The 16,971-nt window shown below is 46.5% G+C and carries 14 protein-coding genes; 1 reads left to right on the plus strand and 13 read right to left on the minus strand.

All coding sequences use genetic code 11. The features are described from left to right. Positions 1-48 precede the first annotated feature (48 nt). Positions 49-1,464, plus strand: coding sequence for a sigma-54 interaction domain-containing protein (locus D5S11_RS19235; RefSeq protein ID WP_374106816.1), 1,416 nt, complete (start codon positions 49-51; stop codon positions 1,462-1,464). Between the two features lie 45 nt (positions 1,465-1,509). Here D5S11_RS19235 and D5S11_RS19240 read toward each other — a convergent pair whose 3' ends face one another. The 13 genes from D5S11_RS19240 to walR all read right to left on the minus strand — a co-directional run bounded on the left by D5S11_RS19240 (position 1,510) and on the right by walR (position 16,613). Then, entirely contained in the window at positions 1,510-2,229 is a 720-nt protein-coding gene (locus D5S11_RS19240; RefSeq protein WP_108725212.1) for a cupin-like domain-containing protein, read from the minus strand. Between the two features lie 13 nt (positions 2,230-2,242). Next, positions 2,243-3,868 (minus strand): ABC-F family ATP-binding cassette domain-containing protein, encoded by a 1,626-nt coding sequence (locus D5S11_RS19245; protein ID WP_108725211.1) that lies wholly within the window; start codon positions 3,866-3,868, stop codon positions 2,243-2,245. 27 nt (positions 3,869-3,895) lie between these two features. After that, positions 3,896-5,086: an MFS transporter gene (locus tag D5S11_RS19250; RefSeq protein WP_014306161.1), complete on the minus strand. Its 1,191-nt coding sequence runs from the start codon at positions 5,084-5,086 to the stop codon at positions 3,896-3,898. An 18-nt stretch (positions 5,087-5,104) separates the two neighbouring features. Continuing rightward, positions 5,105-6,427, minus strand: a complete 1,323-nt coding sequence (locus tag D5S11_RS19255; protein WP_108725210.1) for a periplasmic substrate-binding domain-containing protein — start codon at positions 6,425-6,427, stop codon at positions 5,105-5,107. Continuing rightward, on the minus strand, positions 6,424-7,431 hold the full coding sequence (locus D5S11_RS19260) for a ThiF family adenylyltransferase (protein ID WP_108725209.1): 1,008 nt from the start codon (positions 7,429-7,431) through the stop codon (positions 6,424-6,426). Before D5S11_RS19260 ends, D5S11_RS19255 begins: the two co-directional genes overlap by 4 nt. Positions 7,432-7,662: 231 nt before the next feature. Continuing rightward, positions 7,663-9,081 carry a sensor histidine kinase gene (locus D5S11_RS19265; protein ID WP_108725208.1) on the minus strand — a complete coding sequence of 473 codons (1,419 nt, stop codon included), beginning with the start codon at positions 9,079-9,081 and terminating at the stop codon, positions 7,663-7,665. Beyond that, positions 9,078-9,287, minus strand: a complete 210-nt coding sequence (locus D5S11_RS19270) for a winged helix-turn-helix domain-containing protein (protein ID WP_042635664.1) — start codon at positions 9,285-9,287, stop codon at positions 9,078-9,080. Before D5S11_RS19270 ends, D5S11_RS19265 begins: the two co-directional genes overlap by 4 nt. A 510-nt stretch (positions 9,288-9,797) precedes the next feature. Continuing rightward, complete coding sequence (locus tag D5S11_RS19275; RefSeq protein WP_007614967.1) at positions 9,798-10,994, minus strand: S1C family serine protease; 1,197 nt, start codon at positions 10,992-10,994, stop codon at positions 9,798-9,800. Positions 10,995-11,080: 86 nt separating this feature from the next. Beyond that, positions 11,081-11,875, minus strand: coding sequence for an MBL fold metallo-hydrolase (locus tag D5S11_RS19280; protein ID WP_108725207.1), 795 nt, complete (start codon positions 11,873-11,875; stop codon positions 11,081-11,083). Positions 11,876-11,889: 14 nt separating this feature from the next. After that, positions 11,890-12,729, minus strand: a complete 840-nt coding sequence (locus tag D5S11_RS19285; RefSeq protein ID WP_032869247.1) for a two-component system regulatory protein YycI — start codon at positions 12,727-12,729, stop codon at positions 11,890-11,892. Beyond that, entirely contained in the window at positions 12,716-14,074 is a 1,359-nt protein-coding gene (gene yycH / locus D5S11_RS19290) for a WalRK two-component regulatory system regulator WalH (RefSeq protein ID WP_007407897.1), read from the minus strand. The genes D5S11_RS19285 and yycH overlap by 14 nt, the downstream gene beginning before the upstream one ends. Further along, the gene (gene walK, locus D5S11_RS19295) at positions 14,064-15,899 is read right to left on the minus strand and encodes a cell wall metabolism sensor histidine kinase WalK (RefSeq protein ID WP_004393106.1); all 1,836 of its coding nucleotides are present in this window, start codon (positions 15,897-15,899) and stop codon (positions 14,064-14,066) included. Before walK ends, yycH begins: the two co-directional genes overlap by 11 nt. 6 nt (positions 15,900-15,905) lie before the next feature. Further along, positions 15,906-16,613 (minus strand): cell wall metabolism DNA-binding response regulator WalR, encoded by a 708-nt coding sequence (walR, locus tag D5S11_RS19300; protein WP_004393104.1) that lies wholly within the window; start codon positions 16,611-16,613, stop codon positions 15,906-15,908. Between the last annotated feature and the right edge of the window lie 358 nt (positions 16,614-16,971).

The raw sequence follows: 16,971 nt of genomic DNA on the forward strand, positions 1-16,971 counted from the left end.
GCGCAAAATTTTTTTGCGTTTCCCGTTCGATTTATTTTAAAATAATGAATGTTAAGACGATTGGGAGGGGGAATTGACCTGCACACAACCAGCGAATTTTACACACTCGTGTTACAAAGCATTCTGGAAGAGATTGATGTCGGGCTGCATGTGGTGGACGAAAAGGGCAGCACCGTCATTTACAATAAGAAAATGATGCAGATTGAAGATATGGATGAACGGGACGTCCTGCATAAAAACCTGACTGATGTATTTATGTTTTCCAATCAGCAGGACAGCACGCTCGTTCAGGCCCTTCAAGAAGGCAAAACGATTAAAAACGTAAAGCAAAGCTATTTCAATAACAAAGGCCAGGAAATCACGACGATCAACCACACTTTCCCGATTGTGCAAAACGGCGAGATCAAGGGAGCCGTGGAAATCGCCAAGGACGTCACCAAGCTCGAACGGCTGATCAGGGAGAACATGCACAGGAAAGAACAGAACAGCTACACGTTTGACAGTATTCTCGGCAACAGCCCGGTCATTCGGGAAGTCATCGAAAACGCGAAACGGGCAACCCGCACATCATCATCGGTGCTTTTGGCCGGCGAGACGGGAACGGGCAAGGAACTGTTCGCCCAAAGCATTCACAACGGCAGCCAGCGCTCAGGCGCCCCGTTCATCTCACAAAACTGCGCCGCCCTGCCGGATAGCCTGGTCGAAAGTATTTTATTCGGCACGAAAAAAGGCGCCTTTACCGGAGCCATCGACCAGCCCGGCTTATTTGAGCAGGCGCAGGGAGGCACCCTGCTCCTTGATGAGATCAACTCGCTCAATCTCAGCCTGCAGGCAAAACTGCTCCGCGCCCTTCAGGAAAAGAAAATCAGGCGCATCGGATCAGCGCAGGACAAACCGATTGACGTCCGTATCATCGCCACGATGAATGAAGACCCGATCACCGCCATTTCGGAAGAGCGGCTGCGCAAAGATTTATACTACCGCTTAAGCGTTGTCACACTGATCATTCCCCCGCTCCGGGAGCGCAAGGAGGACATTCTGCCTCTGGCCGAAGTCTTTATCCAGAAAAACAATCACCTGTTCCAAATGCATGTCGATTCGATCAGTGACGATGTGCAGCGATTCTTCCTGGAATATGACTGGCCGGGCAACATCCGCGAGCTTGAACATATGATTGAAGGCGCCATGAACTTTATGACGGATGAAACGACGATTACGGCGGCCCACCTGCCTTACCAATACCGGATGAAAATCAAACCGGCTGACACGGAAACCAAAGCCGCCGCAAGCACCCAGCCCGGCACCGATTTAAAAGACAAAATGGAAAACTTCGAAAAATACATGATCGAAAAGATCCTGAGAAAACACGGCAATAACATATCCAAAACGGCAAACGAGCTCGGAATCAGCAGACAGAGCCTGCAATACCGCCTGAAAAAATTCGGTCTGGACCGGATGAAATGAATCCATACAAAAAAAGGCTGAGATGCTCCTCAGCCTTTCGTCAGGTTATATCTGATTGGCAAGCCGCTCTCCGGTAAACCAAAAGTTCTCACTCACTGCCAATGTATGTTCCGTATTCTCGACTTGATGCCACCAACGGCGCGGCGCGTAAATGATTTCTCCCGCCTTTTGTCTGAAGCGGAGCGGAGACGCCTTTTGCACCAGCGGTTTTTGCTCAATGTCTTTTTCATCAAAGACATTGATATTTCCTTCGTACAAATACGGAGAGTCGTCCGGATGATAGAAGATCCATTCCTTCTCCCCGAAAATGACGCCGTTCCACGCGTGCGTGTTGTTAAAATCCTGATGCAGCGGCGTGCCTGTCTGCTTAGAACCGAGAAAGAACCATTTCCAGTCCCGTCCCGTTTCTTCATCCGCTCTCAATGTGTCTTTTGTAAAATACTCGGGTGCGGAATAGACAAGGTCTAAGTCATTTTGGTTCAGCTGCGTAAAGTTCCAGTCACAGTACCATTTGTCATCATTCTGATCAATGTACTCGATATAGTTGGAAAGCTTTACTTGTTTAAACGTTTTGACCCCTTCGATATCTGATTTCCGGATGGTGACCATTCTGTCCCCATAGTGTTCGTCAATGTATTCAAGCGTCCACGGTCTGCATTCCCAGTGATCCATTGCCCCCGTCAAAATAAAAGGTTTCTTATCAGCATACTCGCTTACAAAAAGATCGTACGATAACTCATTGATTGTCAGTCTGTCAATGGTCATATCCATTCCCCTTTTATTCGGCAATCTGCCGTTTTTTTTGTTTGGCGTAACTGTATGGACCTGAAAAGATGGTGACGTTTTGATTCTCAAGCCAGAAAATCTTGTTGAACTTCTCCAGCAGGTTTCTGTCGTGAGAAACGCAGATGATGGTGCCTTGAAACTGCATCAGGCTGTTTTCGAGAATTTCCTGAGATTCAATATCCAAGTGGTTGGTCGGCTCATCCAGGATCAGGACATTCAGCTTTTTTTCCATTAAGATGGACAGCTTCAGCCTGATTCTCTCACCGCCCGACAGGACGGAAAGTTTTTTAAAGACCGACGACCCGTAAAATCCGTACTTGGCCAGCATATTCCGGGCCATGCCCTCTTCAGTCAGCAGATTTTCTTTAAAAAATTGCAGAATCGTCTGACTCGAATCTCCGACGTGGCTCTTTTGATCAATGTAGCCTATCTTAAGATTTTCTCCCACTTTAATGGTGCCGTCCGACAGTTCTTTTTCCCCGATGATGCAGCGGATCAGCGTTGTTTTGCCGACGCCGTTTCTGCCGACGATGCCGATTCTGTCTTTATGCTTTATGCGCAGATTCACATTTTGATATAAAAGGGAAGATCCGTTGGTCACCTTTCCGTTTTCAATGAACACAATATCTTTTGAACCGGCGCCCGCTTCCTGAAATGCGTTTTTTAATTTTTGCTCCGTCCGGACCGGCTTATTGATCAGCTCGATCCTTTTCAGTGCCTTTTCCATATTATTCGCGCGTCTGTGCAGGCCGACAGACGGCGGATTTGAGCGGTTGGCCCAATCTCTCAGCTGGGCGATGGATTCCTTCATCTTCTGTATTTTTCTCTGCTGTTCTTCATATTTCTCAAACTGGGCGATGATGAATTCTTCCCGCTTTTTCAAGTATTCGCTGAATCCGTAAGGCCAAATCTTCACCTCGGTATCGTCAATCTCGAGCACCTTCATCGCCGTTTGGTCGGCAAACGTTTTATCGTGGGTCGTAAACAGAATGGTTTTGTTCGATTTTTTAATAAACCCTTCAAGCCACTCAATCGCATGGACATCCAAATGGTTGGTCGGCTCGTCCAGCAGTATAACGTCGTCTTTGCGGATTAAAATTTCGGCAAGGCCGGCTTTTGTTTTTTCGCCGCCGCTCAGCTTTGAAAACGGCTGATCCTTTAATTCGCTGAGGCTGAGCCCGTTGCATACCTCGTCAATCATCGCATGCATCTGGTAGCCGTTGTTCCGCTCAAATGTTTCCGTGTATTGACTGTATTTTTCCAATAAAGCAGTCAGCTCGTCATCACTCATCGGTTCCGAAAGCTTCAGCTCAATGGCCTTCATTTCATTCTGGATCGCCGCGAGAGCTTCAAATGATTTTTCCAGATATTGATACAACGTCAGATCTTCATGGGGATCAGCGATCTGCTTCAGCAAACCGACCTTCGCCCCTTTGTTGATCGCAATCGTTCCTTCATCTGCCTCAAGCTCCCCGGAAAGCACCCTGAACAGCGTGCTTTTGCCGGAACCGTTCGGCCCGGCCACAAGTACTTTTTCGCCTTCATTGATGAAAAAAGAAACTTGTTTGAAAATGGTATCTCCCGCTAAATTTACCGTAAGATTATGAATATTCAGCAACTCACATCATCCCTTTGTCATTCTGGTTCAAAGCTCGACTTTATTCTGGATGGCGACGCTCGCTTTCAGTTTGTAAAAGCTGAGCATCATAAACAGCGACAATAAGATGGATAATACCCCGATTGCGGTCAGCAGCAAAGCTGAATCAAAATAGTCCGTTAAGAATCCGATAAACGGAAAGGCAATGAACATGAAGAGCGAGGTCATCAAACTGATAATGGACAGCAGCGTGGCTCTCGTTCTGGACGGAATCTCATTATTCACCACCTGACTGGATACGGGTTCTATCACATCATAGAGCGCGTTAATGACGACAAAAGCTGCAATCGTCACGTACAGACTGCCCGAAGGTATAAACAGGTAGGCCGCCCCGATGATACAGAATGTCAGCAGAAGCACGCGCCTCGGCGTGAATTTTTCCGCCGGCTTGGAAGAAAAGATGGAGCACAGCGCCTGCAAGATGGACAGTCCCGCAAAAATAATGGATATATTGCGCACGGACAGCCCTTCCTGACTTAACAGATCTTGTCCGTACATATAAAAAACCGATGTAATCGCAAAGAAAACGGAGAGTGACAGCACCAGATATTTAAAGGCTTTGTTCAGCCTGAAGAAATCTTTGACTTCTTTTAAGATGTCACCGACCGTCTGCGTTTCGTGTTCACTGTTTTCAAATTTAATTTCCGTCAGCTGTGTAATGACCGCCATTGCAATCAGCTGAGTGACAATCCCGGCGATAAACACATACGACCATGATATTTCCTGCAAGTAGCCGCCGATGCCCATGGCGATCGCAAGACCGAGTATGACAAGTCCGTTATAGTTTCCGATGGATTTGCCGTACCATTTTTCTTTCCCTTGTTCTTTCAGTGAATCAAACAAAAAGGCGTGATCCGTTCCTGATATAAACGTCAGCCCGATACCGTATATAATATGGGCGATGAAGAGGGCGATGAAGTTATGAAAGCTCAGGAACATCACCAAATAGACAATGACCATAAAATGGCCGAGCAAGAGCGATTTTTTTCTCCCGATTCTGTCCGAGATGACGCCGCTCGGCACTTCCGCCAGAAACATCGCCAAATTCAGGACCGATTGCAGGATGCCCACTAGAAACAATGAATAATTCATGCTTGTTAAATATAAAATCCAAATTCCCCGTTCGAAAAAGAAGTTTCCGAAAAAACCGGAGAAGTAAAGCAAATTTCGATTCCGCAAATGAATACCCCTTTCCAGCTATCTGCATTTAACATCATGAACAGAAAGGAGCCCGTCAGTCTTTACACTAAAACCCTCTATACATGGATCTTGCAGATACAGACTTTTCCCAAAACAAATTGGGCAATAATGAGTTGTATTCTCGAATAACCCAAAAAGTTCCTTCTTTTTTTCAGATCCTACGGCATCAATGATCGTTTTTTTCTTCCCTGGATCGCTGATGTCGCGGATGAAATATTTGATATAGCTCAGCTCATGCATGTAAGCCGGCAGGAACAAATGGAGCTCAATATCAAACCGGCTTTTATCCATATGGTAATAATCATTGAAATGACTGACGCGGGAGACGGACACGTCCGCTCCGGCCCGTCGAAACAAATCAGCCAGCCTTTCAATGATCTCTCCGTTGGGATAATAATCGGCATAAACGATTCGGATCGGTTCTTCTCTTGTCAAAAGGGGCGGATCTTTCTGCGGTGTCCTCCCGCTTTCCCATATACCGATCAGTGAATCAGTCGGTGTGATGATATGCCCCAAATCCCCGGCCAGCTTTTGTTTATCAAAATAATGCTGAATGAAAGTTCTCAGCATGTCGTCCTTTACCTTGAAGGTAAATAACATCGGCAAATGATTTTCTTTAAAATCAGCATACTGCCGATACCTCATGTTTGAATGATGAAACTGGGTGTGGCAGGTCACGTCCGTTTGATTCGCTTCGTACAGCCCGATGCTCTTTTCCAGATCATCATTCAAAATAAATTGGATGGTCTGAACCGTGCGGTGATCCGCGGGCGTCATTTTATATTGCGGATTCCGCTCAAATTCCAGCCCCTTCTCAAACGTGCGCTTGAATCGGTACGGGCCGTTTTCCGGCACATCGCCCCCGGCGGTCCCAGGAATCAGAAAGCTGCTCTGCAAAACGGCTTCTATTTCATCAGACGGCTCGTCCAAGGTGACTTCAAAGCGTTTTTCGCCCGTTACGTTCACCCCGAGCTGATCGGAAGAGACGAGGCCTTTTACATACGGAACGGCCTGTTTTATGTTCAGGAAACTGCCGAGATGGGGGCTTTGATTTTCTTTCGTCAGATGATAGATGATCGTTTGAATCACACCCTCGGCGTCACCTAAATAGTCCGGGTGAATGTCCACCTGACAGGTGCGGGGATCTTTGCGGATGATCCGGCAGTTATAGCCGTCCTGCAGGCTTTCATACATAATGCTGCAAATCATCTTGCTTGTGTAATCCTGCGTATCTAATGGGTTCAAGCGTATCGGGCTTGTGTCAATTTCTATTTTCAGAGGGTCGCCCGGTTTTCTCGCCGTACGATGCATCGTCTTCATAAAGCGCTTTCCTTTTGAGAAAGCTTCGTTTCTGTAATATGAAGGCCGTCAAAGTCCAGGCCGATGCGGGTATTCAGGGATTTCGGGCTTCCGCCTGCAAGGTATGTGATAATGTCATGAGACATAAACGAGGATATAATACCGTTTGTCGCTCCTAAGGAACCTTTGATCGGTTCATCGGGGTAACAGTTCAGAAGTCCGGCCGACATGTTTTTTTCATAGGTGACGCCGGATTGATAGGATTCAGGCGTGAGCAGAGGCCCCCATTGGCCGCTGAAGCTGCCGACACCCCCGGTCATAAATGCAATATTCCGCTCCTTACAATACCGGTAAACCCATTCAGAAATGTTATGGGGTTTGTCAGCGGCATTTATGACGATATCAATTTCGTACGGATCTAACACACGCAGGTCCTGCGGCTGTGTAATTTCCTTATGGTAAAGTGCTGCGTCCGCATGGGGATTGATACCCGCAATATAATCTCTGCATTCTGAGATCTTTAATTTGCCTACAGAAGATTTATTATAGACGAATTGTCTGTTCAGGTTATGTACTGATACGGCATCGAAATCAATGAGAATAAAATGCTGCATGCCCGCCGCCAAAAGGTTTTGAAGAATGATCGTTCCGACGCCCCCCAGACCCACGATCGCTGCCCTGCTGCCGTCTAATCTGTTTTGGATCAGATTGGGGTTTTGGTTGTATTTCTCAAAATGGTACAGCTGCTTTTCAGTGATGCGGCCTTCACGGCCGTTTTGCCATGGCTCTATTAAAGCATCCAATTTCATTAACGCATCGAAAAACTGGTTTCCCGCTTCCTCTCCCAGAAGATCAGAAAGCTCTTGTTTTTCACAGCCGATGATCAGCCGTTCAACCGCCTCTTTGATCTCACTCGTATGCGCAAGCTTAATCGCCTTTCGATATTGAATGATAATATGCGCCGTGTAGGTCAGCACCTGCACGCTGTCTTTAAACTTCCAGCGCTTACAGTACGTTGACATCATGACATACCCCCTGAAAGATAATAACTCCCCAATGAGGGGAGTCACGGCTTTACTAGCAACGATGCACCAAGCTTGCTGTTTCTGTATCAAGATCAAGTTCTTCAATCTTCATCAGTACACACCCCCTTTACCAATAACTAGATATTATCACCAATATTGGAAAAGGACAAGTTATTTTTTGAAAATTTAGAATTTATATATAAATTGTGATTTTTCTTCCTTCTGCCCGGTTTATCCCGGCAGCCGAATGATGAACACGGAGCCTTTTCCCTGCTCACTTTTCACTTCAATTGTTCCGTTATGGCTGTCGATAATGGTTTTTGTAATGGCAAGACCCAGCCCCGCGCCGCCGGATTGACGGGATCGGGAGGTTTCCGCCCTGTAAAACCCGTCAAACAAATGAGGCACATGCTCCGGAGCGATTCCCGTTCCGTTATCTGCAATCATAAGCATGATTCCTCCGTCTTTCTGCAGGGAGACGGTGATGACACCCGTATCTTCATCCGTATGCTGCACCGCATTGTAAAAGAGATTGAGAATGACCTGCTTCATTTTGTCTTTGTCAAAAACGGCTTCTATCTTTTGATCGACAAAGAACTCGAGCTTCCGGTTTCTCGCGAGCAGCTTCAGCTGAGCCTCCATTTCCAAAATGACGTCTCCCAATGCGCCTTTTTTCATTTCAAAGCTCGGCACCCGGTCAATCTGCGCGAGAAACAGAAGATCCTCTATCAGCTTATTCGCCCTGGCGGATTCCGCGTACATGCTTTGAAGCGCTTTTTCTTTCTGCTCCGGCTTCTCCGCCGCTCCGCGCATTAAAATTTCGATACAGCCGTGAATGGAGGTAAGCGGCGTTCTCAGCTCATGTGATGCGTCTGATACAAACTGCCGGATGCGCTCCTTCGCTTCTTTTTCCGCCTGAAAAGAGGTTTCAATCCGTTCCAGCATCTGATTGATGGAGATGCCCAGCGACTCAATTTCGGCCTGCTTCCTATCGATCGGCAGCCGTTTATCGAGACTGCCGGCAGAAATGTCACCCATCATACGCACAATGCGGGACAGCGGCTTGAGTGTGAGCCGGATCACCGGCAAGAAAACAAACAGTCCGATGACCAAAGCCGCAAAGGAAAGCACCGCGAAAATGCTGATCTGGCGGAAAAGCGAATCATTCAAAGGCTGTGTCAGCGTGCTCATCTGCACAACTCCCGCCTGCCTTCCGTCAACGGAAATCGCCTGAAACACGACGATGATTTCCTCACCCGCCTCATTGTGAGCCACCTGATAGTGAAGCGCCATGGTGTCTGTCAGCGCATCCCGGTACACTTTTTTCGGGAAAGAAGGAGCGGCCCCCGCGTGCGGGTCTTCTGATAAAACAGACATCTTGTATGATTGATTGATAAAAGCAACCGTCACCCCGGGGTAAATCAAATTCGGATGAGCCGGTGTTTCGGAACGGGCAAGGGTTTTGATTGACCTCCATACGCTTTGATCCATTGAATTGATATCACTCTGAATGCTGATCGCCTGATTTTCATACATCGTCCGTGTCATAAACATGTACTGAGTGCCGCCGATGAAACATAACAGCAAAGCCAAAATCGCCAGTGACCTGAACAGGAGCTGGAACCGCAGGGTTCTGTACAGCCGTTTCATGCCAGATCCACCCTGTACCCGGCGCCCCGAACCGTGCGAATCACCTTGTGCTCTTTGTCCTTCAGCTTTTCGCGCAGAGAACGGATGTACACCTCGACGATATTGTCTTCCCTAAGGACCGTTCCGTAATGAAGCCCCATCGTTAAAGAATCAATGAGTGCAGACTCGCCGTCTGCACTCAGCTTGATGCCTTTCAACTTTTCCATGATGCAGTCTCTCCTTAGATGTATCAGCCTGTGTTTATTTTTTTCGCTTCCCCTTCTATTATTCGCTTTTATCTGAAACAAAACGGAATCTAAGCTGAATTGGTGAAAGTAAACGCTGAAAACGGAGCCATCTGCAAATAAAAATCATTATCTGCCGCTTCAATTCAGCAGCACCAGTCTGTTTCAATCACAAAGTTCTAAGTTCATGTCTACCTTTTTTTCAAATATATCCATTTTTAACTGAACGTGTTGTGACCCGCGTTCAGTTCTTTTTTATGGCTTCTGAAAAAAGGCATAAAAAAAGCGCCCTGAAAAAGGACGTTTAATATGACATGTTTCATTTTCTTAAATTCTGCATTCTAAAATAATTCTTCCTTCACATTCACCCTCGATTTCATTCAATACGATGATCACATCAGCCGTTTTCATGTGTGTCACCTCCCGTTTTCATAATAGTATAATATTAACAAATAAATCAATAAAAAACAGCCCGGATGTCCGGGCTGTTTTTTATTTCTGTAATCGATCCGCTTCTGTCAGTTTGACTTCCGCCGTTTTTTTCTTTCCCGAACGGTAGAACGTGATGTTCACACGGTCGCCGATCTTTTTGCGATACAGGCGCTCACGGAGATCAACAACGTCATTGACCTTATGTCCGTCGAACCCGGTAATCACGTCGAGCTTTTTCAAACCCGCTTTTCCGGCCGGTGAAAACGCGTCGACACCCATAATGACCGCCCCGGTTTTAACGCCTTTCGGAAGTTTCAGCGTCTGGCTCCAATGGTAGCTCGCAATATCCGTTAAGGATTTCATCTCAATACCGAGGAAAGGCCGTCTGACTTCTCCGTATTTTTCTAAATCCTGAATAACGGGAATGACAAGCTTTGACGGGATGGACAGGCCGATGCCTTCAACGGCGGATTCAGCGATCTTCATTGAGTTGATGCCGACCACCTTGCCCGATATATCCATCAAAGCGCCGCCGCTGTTGCCGGGGTTAATCGCGGCATCGGTCTGCAGCACTTCCGCATTCCAATCCGGCTGTCCGTCGCCGTTTGAGTCAACAGGCACCGCCCTTTCCGTGCCTGAAATGATCCCCTGTGTCACTGATCCCGCAAATTCAAGCCCGAGCGGATTTCCGATCGCAATGACCGGTTCTCCGACTTTGACCTGATCAGAATTGCCGAACTGGGCGGCCGATTTGATTTTATCAGACTTCACCTTCAGCACGGCGAGATCCATCAAACGGTCGCTCCCGATTAGTTCAGCAGGCACGCGTGAGCCATCCTTCAGGCTGATCTCAATCTCAGTCGCACCTTCAATGACATGGTGATTGGTTACGATATAAGAAGTGTTTCCGTTCTTTTTGTAAATGACGCCCGACCCGCTTCCCGCTTCGCCGCCCTCTCCCCAAATATCGGTCTTTTGGATATTGAGAACACCGACTACCGAATCTGATACACGGCTGACCATATTCGTGACAGCGTCATTGACATTTACGTTGACTGTTTTCACCTGTTCGCTGCCGAGACGCTGGCTGGTGCTTTTGCTGCTTTCTCCATGGTCTCCGCCTGTCCAGTACGGCAGCAGGAAAGCCATGAGCGCGGCCCCGACGATGACGCCGATCAGACTTGATAGAAAGTACCCTCTCTTGCTGCGGCGGGGCTGTTCGGAGGCGTACTGTTCATCATCGCGATTATAATCCACCCTATCTCAAATCCTTTCAAGAGTACTCGATTTGCTTATAGTGTGGGTCAGATCGCGGATTAATAATCATGATTCATTTGGAAAAATTACACGGCGCACAGCGGCGTCGGGATTTTCGGATCGGTATCACATAACTGAAACGTTTCCCCGGCGACAAATCCTTTCGCAGCCAATGTCTGCTGCACGGACATTCTCGCCAGTTCCTTCATATTGTTGTCTTGGCTCAGATGCGCCAAATAGATGCGCGATGTGCCGTCGCCGATGACATCAGTCATGGCGAGCGCCGCATCTTCATTGGAGACGTGGCCGACATCGCTTAAAATCCGCCGCTTAATGCTCCATGGGTATCTGCCCATTTGCAGCATGCCGACATCATGGTTGCTTTCAAACACAAACACATTGGCCGAACGGATAATGCCTTTCATTCTGTCGCTCACATACCCTGTGTCCGTCATCAGTGCGAGCTTTCTGCCTTGGTAGTGGAAAACATAAAACATCGGCTCGGCCGCGTCATGAGAGACGCCGAATGACTCAACATCAAGCCCGCCGAAGGATTTTACGCTTTCCATCGGGAACAGAAACTTTTGTCCGGTATCCAGCTTGCCGATCTGATTCTCCATCGCTTTCCACGTCTTTTCATTGGCGTAGACGGGAAGACCGTACTTTCTCGCAATGACGCCGAGCCCTTTAATATGGTCGCTGTGCTCGTGAGTGACAAAGATGCCGTCCACGTCGTCTATCTTGCGGCCGATTTTCTCCATCAGCCCGTCCATCGCTTTACCGCTCAGGCCGGCATCCACCAGAAAAGAGTGCTCCTCTGTCTCCAGATAAAACGCGTTTCCGGTACTCCCGCTCGCAAGCACGCTAAATTGCAAGCCCATTGTGTCTCACTCCATTATTTATTTTGATTGTTATCAATGACTGTGCTTTCCAATGCATTCACAGTGTACGTTTGCTGTGTCTTTTTCTTCGTCCCTTTTGACTTATCTTCAATTGTAATTCTCCATACCGGCGCCAGCACCTGCGTACTTGTCAGCGGATATTGGGCAATATAGCCGAACTTAACGCTTTTAACGGCGCAATTCGCTTTTAAGTAATTTTGAGAATACAATAATTCGACCGCATCAAGCTCAGGAATCAGGCTCTCCGTCTGGATTCGCTTGAATGACTCCAGCATGGTCTGCTCGTAAGATACGACCTCGTTTTTATCGTTCAGATGCAGAATCACCTGTCCGATCGCATCCGTGGACGAGTCAAAATCCTGATAAATAAACTGTCCGTCATACGTCTGGTAAAAAATGATCTGTTTTTGATCCTTGTCGACTTTCCACAGTTTATATTTTTCACCGCCGGTTACTTTAGAGCTGACGAGCGATTCCGCATCCTCCTGCGGTTTTTGCTTTGATAAACCGACCGGATCGGTAAATTTCATTTTCAGCGTTGTGACCTTGTGATCATCCGCCGGCATCTCCATTAACGGCTTTTGATCCTTCAAAGCATCAATATCTTCAGCGGTAAATACCTTTTGGCCCGCCGTCAGCCGGTAGCCCGTCGCGGAATCAGAAGACAGGTTTCCGAATGTGATGTGATCCATCTCCATGTCTTTTTCCACATTTGAATTTTTAATCACTTCGTATTCACTGCTCGAGCGTTTTTCAAAAAACTGATAGCCGAGAAAAATATCGAGGATGAGGAAGGCAATGATGAAGATCGTTTTTGTCTTATTCCACTCCATTATCGTCCTCCTCCTTCCCCAGCAGATCTTTCGTAATCGGGACGATCTTCCCGTTGATTTTCATACTCCAGACGGGTTCCAGTTCAACAAGATCATTCGTTGACGAAGATACCATTTGATAGGACAGGAAGATCTGGTCGATTTTATTCACGTCGTATTTAACCTGCTGCTCCAGCAAAGACACAACCTCATTGCCGCTCATCATTTTCACGTCTTTTGTTTTAATCGGATTCGGTCCGAGAACATAGTTCGGCCGCTTGTAGCTGAGAACCTCGTCATTGGCCCATTGCAGGGTCAAAACAGGTCCGGATCCGAAAGGCTTAGACGTGCTGTTGATCACAGGCATTTGGTCTTTAAACATGTAGAAACTCAGCTGCTGGTTATCACTCACATTGAAAAATTGATAATGATCCGTCCAGCTTCCCGTATCCTCTAAATATTTATAGCTTTTCTTAATCAGCTCACCCGTTTGGTAAGAAGCGCTTTGTGCCAGGTTCCGATGCTGGAATTGAATCTGCCGCTGTGTCGAATTGATTTCCAGACGGCTGATTCCGTCAGTCAGCACATTCCGATTGTAATTCGGGTCTTCTCTGACCGTGCTCGGATCATTAAAAAGCGTCTGCTTAAACAGGTTCGTCTTAATGGTTTCAGTGATAAATTCTTTTTCCTTCATATTAAACCGCGCATTCGGCATGAGAAATTCTTTGCTTTTTCCGACCGAATAGAGGTGGTATAACGGCATACTCGACTTTTTGCTGTACAGCTCATTCATCAGATTGCGGTAATTCGCCGATTCCACAGTCACTTCCAAAATCAGCTGCTTACTGTACGAGACCATGTAAATCTTCTTATTCGTCTTATTCTCATTAAACGGAATGACAATATGGTCAAATGAGCTGTATTCCATTGACGGATTCGACCATTTAAACATCGTTTGGAAGAAATCAATCGGAATGGTGTCATTGAATTGCAGATCGAGCTTTGCCGAATTGCCGTTTCTGCCGTAAAGCCAATTTTTAAAACCGAGCTTGTCGTATTGATCGGAAATATCCTTCATCCCTTTTACTTCCCATTGCGGCAAATCCGCCCACAGGTCATTAAAGAGCGTCTCATCATCCACTTTGTAATGAGAGCCGTTTGTATGAATAAACATATCCCGGGGTTTTACCGTTTGCGACACTTTTTGGCTCGTTTTATCAATTTTATGCTTTTCCCGGACAGTCGATTTGGTTGAGGCCGTGCCTTCTGAAAAATTGGGCTGGAATGTCCAAATTCCCCATGTTAAAACAAGACTAATGACGACCAGCACTGACAGTATGACTGTTTTTATATTTTCACGCCTCATCCCAATCATCCTCTTGCTCTTCTTTATATGGAAGAGTAAATGTAATCTTCGTTCCTTTGCCTTCTACACTGTCGGCCCAAATGTCTCCGCCGTGCGCCTGAACCATCTCTTTTGCAATCGCAAGGCCGAGTCCGGTGCCGCCGAGTTTTCTCGTGCGCGCTTTATCCACTCTGTAGAAACGGTCAAAGACTTTTTCCACATCTTTTTTCGGAATGCCGATACCTTCATCTTTTACGCTGATATAAAGCAGCTCTTCTTTCTCATTCACATCGACTGAGAAAGTGACATGTCCGCCTTCCGGTGAGTATTTCAGTGCGTTAGAAATGATATTATCGAGAACCTGCGTCACTTTATCCTGATCAATCTCCACGTACAGATTTCTGTCCGGCAGCTCGCGGATAAATTCGACATGCTGTTCTTTTGTCATTTCAAAACGATCGATAATCAGTGACATAAAGCGGATCATATGAATCCACTCTCGATTAAACTGATAATCTTTGCTGTCGAATTTAGAAAGCTGAAGCAGGTCGTTCACCAATCTGATCATGCGCTCAGTCTCATTTTGGGTCACCATTAGGAAACGCGGAGCGATATCTTTATTTTCCCACGCGCCTTCTGCAAGCGCCTCTAAATAGCTTCGCATGGTCGTCAGCGGTGTCCGCAGCTCATGAGACACGTTGGCAACGAACTCTCTGCGTTCCCGATCGAGTTTTTCCTGTTCGGTGACATCATAAAGAACCGCGATTAAACCGTCGATTTTTCCGTGCTCTCTCTGAATAACGGAAAAATTCACCCGCAGTACAGTCGTTTCATCGTCACGTTCGATCTCCAGCAGCATTGAATCCTGCTGTTCTACTAAATCCTCAAATGTAAAGTTCTCTTTTATGCCCAATAAAGACGTAATCGGCATCTCTAAAGCCGTTTCACGTGAAACATTCAGCAGCTCAAGCGCAGGGCTGTTTAAAAGAATAATAGCTCCATTGCGATTCGTTGCGATGACACCGTCCGTCATATACGCGATAACGGAAGAAAGCTTTCTTCTCTCCCCTTCCGTCATGGCTTGGGCATCTTCAAGCTCTCTCGTCAGATGGTTGAACGTCGTTGCGAGCTGACCGATTTCATCATGCCCGTATTTCCGCACCTTTCTGGAGAAATTCCCTTTTGCCAGTTCCATCGCCTGCTTACGCATATCCGACAGCGGATGGGTAATGGTGCGGGCGAGAAATATACCGAGAAGAGCCGTCAGAACAAGGGCTAAGCCTGTTCCTGAAGCAAGAATCGAGTTGACGGTTTTCATCTGGTTAAAGGTATCTTCCATACTGGCCACGACATATATCGCGCCGACAACTTCCTGATTCTCTGTGACGACAGGTTTTGCTGAAATCAGCACTCTGTTTTTGCTTTTAGGATCATAATATTTTTTTGAATAGGCCTGTTTTGTTGAGAAAATCCGTTTAAAAATCGGGTCAGTCGTCTGTTTCCCCGCTATTTCCTCGCCATAAGGCCTCGAGGAACCGACGACCTCATAGCTTTTATCAACAAATGTAATCTCCCGTATTTCATTATTCTTCGTAAAATCATTCAAAATCCGTTTGACGTCATCTTTAATGACGGTGCTGTCATTATCTCCTTTATATTCCTGCTCAATATAATAGGAAAGATTGTCAATCCGCTGATTTAACGATAATTCATAGGACTTGAGAAGAGAATTCTCCACCTGTTTCACAAAGTACACGCCGATAATCTGCATGGCGATGATAATGAGAAGCACATAGATCAGCGTGATCTTAAACTGAATCGACCGAAAAAAACCAACCTTATTCATCGCCGGTTAGTCCTGTTCAGGGTTTCTCAAGTAATAACCGACACCCCGTCTTGTGACGATCCAGTTCGGATGGCTCGGATTATCCTCGATTTTCTCACGGAGACGGCGCACTGTTACATCCACCGTTCTCACATCACCGAAATAGTCATAGCCCCACACAGTCTGCAGCAGATGCTCACGCGTCATAACCTGTCCGATATGTTTGGCTAAGTAATGAAGCAATTCAAACTCACGATGAGTCAGCTCGATCGTTTCTTCTCTTTTTGATACGACATAAGCGTCAGGGAAGATGACGAGAGAACCGATATGAATGTCATTAGAAGCTGATTCTTCCTCAGCCGGCGCAACCGTAAGCTGGCGGCGCAGGTTCGCTTTGACGCGGGCCAGAAGCTCACGCGTGCTGAAAGGCTTCGTGACATAGTCATCCGCTCCGATTTCAAGCCCGATGACCTTGTCAATCTCCGAGTCTTTTGCCGTCAGCATAATAATCGGCATATCATATTTTTTCCGGACTTCCCGGCACACTTCAACTCCGTCTTTATTCGGAAGCATAATATCTAAAAGAATTAAATCAGGCTGAAGCTCCTCCACCATTTCCACGGCTTCGTTTCCGTCGTACGCACAATGCACGTCATAGCCTTCTTTTCTTAAATTAAACTCTAATATATCTGCAATCGGTTTTTCATCATCGACTACAAGGATTTTCTTATCCATCATCTTGATTTTCCTCCTGCCAGAATGACTTCATTTCATCTATTGATGTTTCATGATGATCACAATTCGGATCGTGAAAAACGTTCCCCGTCTATTATAACGGTTTCAGGTCAAAAGATAAAAAAATTAAAGAGAACAGCGCAAAAACGTATTGAACTGCCATCCTTTTGTCATGTTTTTTATTTTCTTTTAAATAATATTTTTTTGAAACCTCACGAAAAAAAACGCCGTCTAGTGTTTGACGTCTTCTTCTGGGCCGGCTGAAAAGCCGGCTCTCCCTTTTTTTATAACAAAAGAAAAAACGCACCTACTATTGCAGATGCGTTTGGGTAAGTGGCTCGGGACGGAATCGAACCGC

This window comes from Bacillus sp. L75, from assembly GCF_003676355.1.
GTDB classification, from domain to species: domain Bacteria; phylum Bacillota; class Bacilli; order Bacillales; family Bacillaceae; genus Bacillus; species Bacillus velezensis.